The sequence below is a fragment of the Frateuria sp. genome, assembly GCF_013362045.1.
Classification (GTDB): Bacteria; Pseudomonadota; Gammaproteobacteria; order Xanthomonadales; family Rhodanobacteraceae; genus Frateuria_A.
This window is the reverse complement of the sequence record NZ_JABFWW010000280.1, coordinates 1-4,496: the sequence shown is the minus strand read 5'-3', so window position 1 is coordinate 4,496 and position 4,496 is coordinate 1. Positions and strand designations below refer to the sequence as shown.

Genomic DNA, 4,496 nt, shown 5'->3' with positions numbered 1-4,496 from the left:
GGCGCCACGCCGCGCGCGCCTTGGCCCGCCGCTACCACCTGGTGCTGCTGGACGACTGGCCGATTCCCGCGCTCGACGTGGACTGCTTCGTGATGCAGGCGACGGACCGGGCGGATGCACGGCTGCTGCAGCGGCTTGCGGCCGATCCGCGCGTGGCCTCCGCGCAGCCGATGCACCTGTTCCGGGCGCTGGGTGCCCGCGACCCGCTCCTTATCCTTCCGCCGGCCACGGTGGATTGGCATCTGGACGCGCTGCACGCGCGTGCGACCGGCCGCCACATCACCATCGCCGAGGTGGACAGCGGCGTGGAGCTCACCCATCCGAACCTGCGCGGGCAGATCGCCACCGCGCGCAACTTCGTCGATGACGGCGGCTATCGCGCCGAGGCGCACGGCACCGAAGTGGCCGGCATCATCGTCGCGCACGCGGACGACGGCGTCGGCGTGGCCGGCGTCGCGCCGGGCGCGCGCCTGCTCGCCTTGCGCGCCTGCTGGCAGGGCAGTTCACAGGGCGCCACCTGCAGCAGCTTCACCCTGGCCAAGGCCCTGCAGTTTGCGCTGCAGGCCCATGCGCAGGTATTCAACATGAGCCTTGCCGGGCCGGACGACGCCTTGCTGGCACAACTGCTCGACCTCGCACTGGCCCGGCACGTCAGCATCGTCGCCGCCGTCGATCCGCAGCTGGCCGGCGGCGGCTTCCCGGCGGACCACCCCGGGGTGCTGGCGGTGGCCGGCGACGACGACGGCAGCCGCGTCGCCGACGCCCTGCGCGCACCCTGGCGTGACATTCCCACCACCCGGCCGGGTGCCGGCTGGGGCTTCGTTTCCGGCTCCTCGTTCGCTGCCGCGCAGGTGAGCGGCCTGACCGCCCTGCTGCGCGAGCTGTCGCCGCAGCTGCCCCCCGCGCAGCTGCGCGCAGCCCTCTACCGCATCGACCGGCAGGGGAAGGCGCCCACGCTGTCGGTCCGCTGAGGAAGCGTCGCTCGCTCACTCGATTTCAGCGAAGGATCCGACGCGCGGCGAGCAATCAAGTTCCGCTGCCCCGATGGCCATCGGCACGATTGACGGACCCGACGCCACGAAGTCCACATGGACTATATCGGCGCATGCCTAGGCTCGCGCCACCAGCGGCCAGCCGTCCGCCGGCGCGAGGCAGCCGAGTGCGCACGCAGGATGCCCGCGGCCGCCATGCCGGCCATCGTCCGCTCCATGGGACTGTTCCGTGCGACGCCACGCGATTGCCCTCAGCGCCCTGCTGTTCACGTCCACGGCCGGCGCCCAGGTCTCCGGCAGCGCGGCGCTGCTGTCGGACTACCGCTTCCGCGGCGTCTCGCTGAGCGATGGCCAGCCTGCGGTGCAGCTGTCCGCGGCCTACGACGGCAACGCCGGATGGTATGCCGGCATGCTGGCCGCCAGCGTGCGGCCGGACGGACGGACCCGCGCGCAAGTGCTGGCCTACGTCGGCATCGCACGGCCGCTGCGCGACGGGTTGGACTGGGACGCCGGCGTGGAGTACTCCACGATTGCCGGCGACATGGCATATCGCTACGGGGAGTTTTACGTAGGCCTCGCCTCGGACCGCTCCAGCCTGCGCCTGTACTACGCCCACCATTACTTCGGGCAGCGCACGCCGGTTCTCTACGCCGCGCTCGACCGTACCTGGCCGCTCACCGAGCGGCTGCACCTGCTCGCGCACCTCGGGCTGCTGCGACGCGAGGGGCCGATCGACTACGACTCCGGCCGCTACCGCACCGACGCACGCCTGGGCCTGGGCCTGGACTGGCGCGGCTACGAGCTGCAACTGGCCTGGACCATCGCCCGCGGCAGCCAGGAGCCCTATCCGTTCGACGACTCCAACGACGGCCGGCCCGCGCGCCAGGCCTGGGTGCTCAGCTGCTCGCGCTCGTGGTGAGCGGATGCGGCGCCGGCTTGTGTAGGATGACGCTTTTCCGCATCTGCTCCCCATGCCCGATCCGCTGTCCCTGCTGCTGCAACGCCACTCCATTCCCTCGCGCCAGCTCGGCGAGCCGGCGCCGGAAGGCGCAACGCTGCGCGCGTTGCTGGAAGCGGCCATCCGCGTGCCGGACCACGGCAAGCTGGTGCCGTTCCGGCTGATCGAACTGCGCGGCGCGGCCAAGCTCGCCTTCGGCCAGCGGCTGGCCGAGCGCGCCATCGAACGCGACCCGGAACTCTCCGAGGCCAAGCGCGAAAAGGAGCGCACCCGTTACGCCTTCGCGCCGCTGGTGCTGGTAGTGGTGGCGCGCCTGACCGAGAGCAGCAAGGTGCCACCGATCGAGCAGCGGATGGCCGCCGGCTGCGTGGCCTACAACCTGATGCTGGGCGCGCATGCGCTGGGCTACGGGGCGCAATGGCTGACCGGGTGGGCCGCCTACGATGCCCAGGTCGCCGAGTTGCTCGGGCTGTCGGCCAACGAACAGGTCGTCGGCTTCGTGCACATCGGCACGGCGCAGATCGAGGTGCCCGACCGCGACCGTCCCGCGCTGGACGACCTGCTCTGCACATGGACGCCCTGACCGCAGCGGACGCGCGCGCGTCCGCGGTGCACCTGATCGACGGCAGCCTGTACGTGTTCCGCGCCTGGCACTCGATGCCCGACGCCTTCCACGATGCCGACGGCCACCCGGTCAACGCCGTGCACGGCTTCACCCGCTTCCTGTGCGAGCTGCTGGAGAAGACCCGCGCCGAACACGTGGCGGTGGCCTTCGACGCCTCGCTCACCAGCTCCTTCCGCAACGCGATCTACCCGGCCTACAAGGCCAACCGCGAACTGCCGCCGCCTGCGCTGGAGCGCCAGTTCGTGCTGTGCCGGGCGATCACCGAGGCGCTGGGCATCGCCGTGCTGATCGACCACAGCTACGAAGCCGACGACCTGATCGGCAGCGCGATGTGGAGCCTGCGCGGACACGGCCTTTCCAGCGTGATCGTCTCGGCCGACAAGGATTTCGGCCAGCTCCTTGGCGAGCGCGACGAACAATGGGATTTCGCCCGCAACGTGCGCTGGGGCCCGGCCGGCGTGCACGAGAAGCTCGGCGTGCACCCGCACCAGGTGGCCGACTACCTGGCATTGTGCGGCGACGCGGTGGACAACATCCCCGGCGTGCCCGGCATCGGCGCCAAGACCGCCGCCGCGCTGCTGGCCCATTTCGGCAGCCTGGACGCACTGCTCGAACGGGTCGACGAAGTGGCCTTCCTGCGCCTGCGCGGCGCCGCGGCCTGCGCCGCGCGGCTGCGCGAACACGCCGAGCTAGCCCTCATGTACCGCCGCCTCACCCGCATCGCGCTGGACGCCCCGGTGGCGCCCGCCGCCGACGCACTGCGCCGGAACACCGGCAACGGACAACTTGCGGCATTGTGCGAACAGCTGCGTTTCGGGCCACTCACCCGTTCGCGGTTGCGGGCGCTGGCAGGACTTTGAGCAAAAATCGGAGCCGACTGGCGCTGTCCGCTTTCGACCCAAAGCAGACATCCTTGTCGCTCGACTGGGTCCGGCTATGCCGCCAACGTTTAGCCGGACGCAGCAGGCGAAGTCTGTCCAAAGATCAACATGTTGCGCCGCCTTGGCGTTAGCAGTTCACGCATGTATAACCGGACCCACGGGTCCGTACATTCAATAGTTAGGGTCCACTCATGGAACGTAGCGGTTTGGCCTGCATTTTTGTCGCCTTGCTCTGGGCCGCTTGTCTTCCTTCCGTCGCTCAATCAAACCGTGAGCATTTGGCGCACGCTTCGGTTTGTCAGCTCAAGCATTTCGGTCCCGAACACGACGGAGTTGCCTACAAAACATTCGCGTTGTACTCCACCGATTTCCACCACGGTGCCTTCCTCATGGATCCAACAGATACAAATTGTTGGGTGCAGCTCGGCGTCCAACAAAGCGACATGGACGGCTCAGTAGGTCGTTTCGAGCAACTTTTGGTAAACGGCGTGATGGTCCATGGCCCTGGCGCGAAGCGAGTGTTAGAAGCAGAAGTGGTCTTTCATTGGGTCAAAACGAACACCCACGGTACTTTCGCGCCCCATGGAAAGCCTTGGGTTCCCAAGGGCGAGGTCGAATTAAGGCGGGTTTTCAGCTCGGCTCCTGCTACCGTAGCCCCTAACCACTCGTCCAAGCGGACGCGCGAAAAGCCGCGCGCCGCTTAACTCCAGCGTTAGGGGACTCCATCGTGCGCAGCTTGTGTCTACCCTTCTTGTCAATCCTGTGCACCGGTCCAGTCTTTGCGGCAAGCCCTTCAACGCTCCAGTGCAACGTTGGCCCAGCGCACAAGAGCTACGGCGGCTCTCAATGGCTCGTTTACAGCTGTGACGACACACGCTCCTTGGTCTTTGTTTCAGCGCCCGGCAGCCCTGCATCCCCATTCGTATTCTTCGCATTTGTTGGCCCAAAGGACTACAAATTGCATGGCGAGGGCACCGGCAGCAAGCAAGCCACGGACGCTGCATACAAAGAGCTTAGCGCCCTTACACCAAAGGATCTTG

General features: G+C 67.9%; 5 protein-coding genes. All 5 read left to right on the top strand.

Going from position 1 to position 4,496, the window contains the following annotated elements; genetic code table 11:
* Positions 1 to 971 (top strand): S8 family serine peptidase (locus HOQ08_RS13505; RefSeq protein ID WP_291195847.1); only part of this gene is annotated, 971 nt, incomplete at its 5' end.
* Positions 972 to 1,221: 250 nt separating this feature from the next.
* Entirely contained in the window at positions 1,222 to 1,911 is a 690-nt protein-coding gene (locus tag HOQ08_RS13500; protein ID WP_291195844.1) for a TorF family putative porin, read from the top strand.
* Positions 1,912 to 1,963: 52 nt separating this feature from the next.
* Positions 1,964 to 2,533: a nitroreductase gene (locus HOQ08_RS13495; RefSeq protein WP_291195841.1), complete on the top strand. Its 570-nt coding sequence runs from the start codon at positions 1,964 to 1,966 to the stop codon at positions 2,531 to 2,533.
* Positions 2,521 to 3,435 (top strand): 5'-3' exonuclease H3TH domain-containing protein, encoded by a 915-nt coding sequence (locus HOQ08_RS13490; protein WP_291195839.1) that lies wholly within the window; start codon positions 2,521 to 2,523, stop codon positions 3,433 to 3,435. The genes HOQ08_RS13495 and HOQ08_RS13490 overlap by 13 nt, the downstream gene beginning before the upstream one ends.
* Before the next feature lie 212 nt (positions 3,436 to 3,647).
* Positions 3,648 to 4,160, top strand: a complete 513-nt coding sequence (locus HOQ08_RS13485) for a hypothetical protein (RefSeq protein WP_291195837.1) — start codon at positions 3,648 to 3,650, stop codon at positions 4,158 to 4,160.
* Positions 4,161 to 4,496: the final 336 nt, after the last annotated feature.

Excerpts from the sequence above, each read along its gene's own strand:
- HOQ08_RS13495 (WP_291195841.1), top strand. The coding sequence starts at position 1,964 with ATGCCCGATCCGCTGTCCCTGCTGCTGCAACGCCACTCCATTCCCTCG.
- HOQ08_RS13490 (WP_291195839.1), top strand. The coding sequence starts at position 2,521 with ATGGACGCCCTGACCGCAGCGGACGCGCGCGCGTCCGCGGTGCACCTG.
- HOQ08_RS13485 (WP_291195837.1), top strand. The coding sequence starts at position 3,648 with ATGGAACGTAGCGGTTTGGCCTGCATTTTTGTCGCCTTGCTCTGGGCC.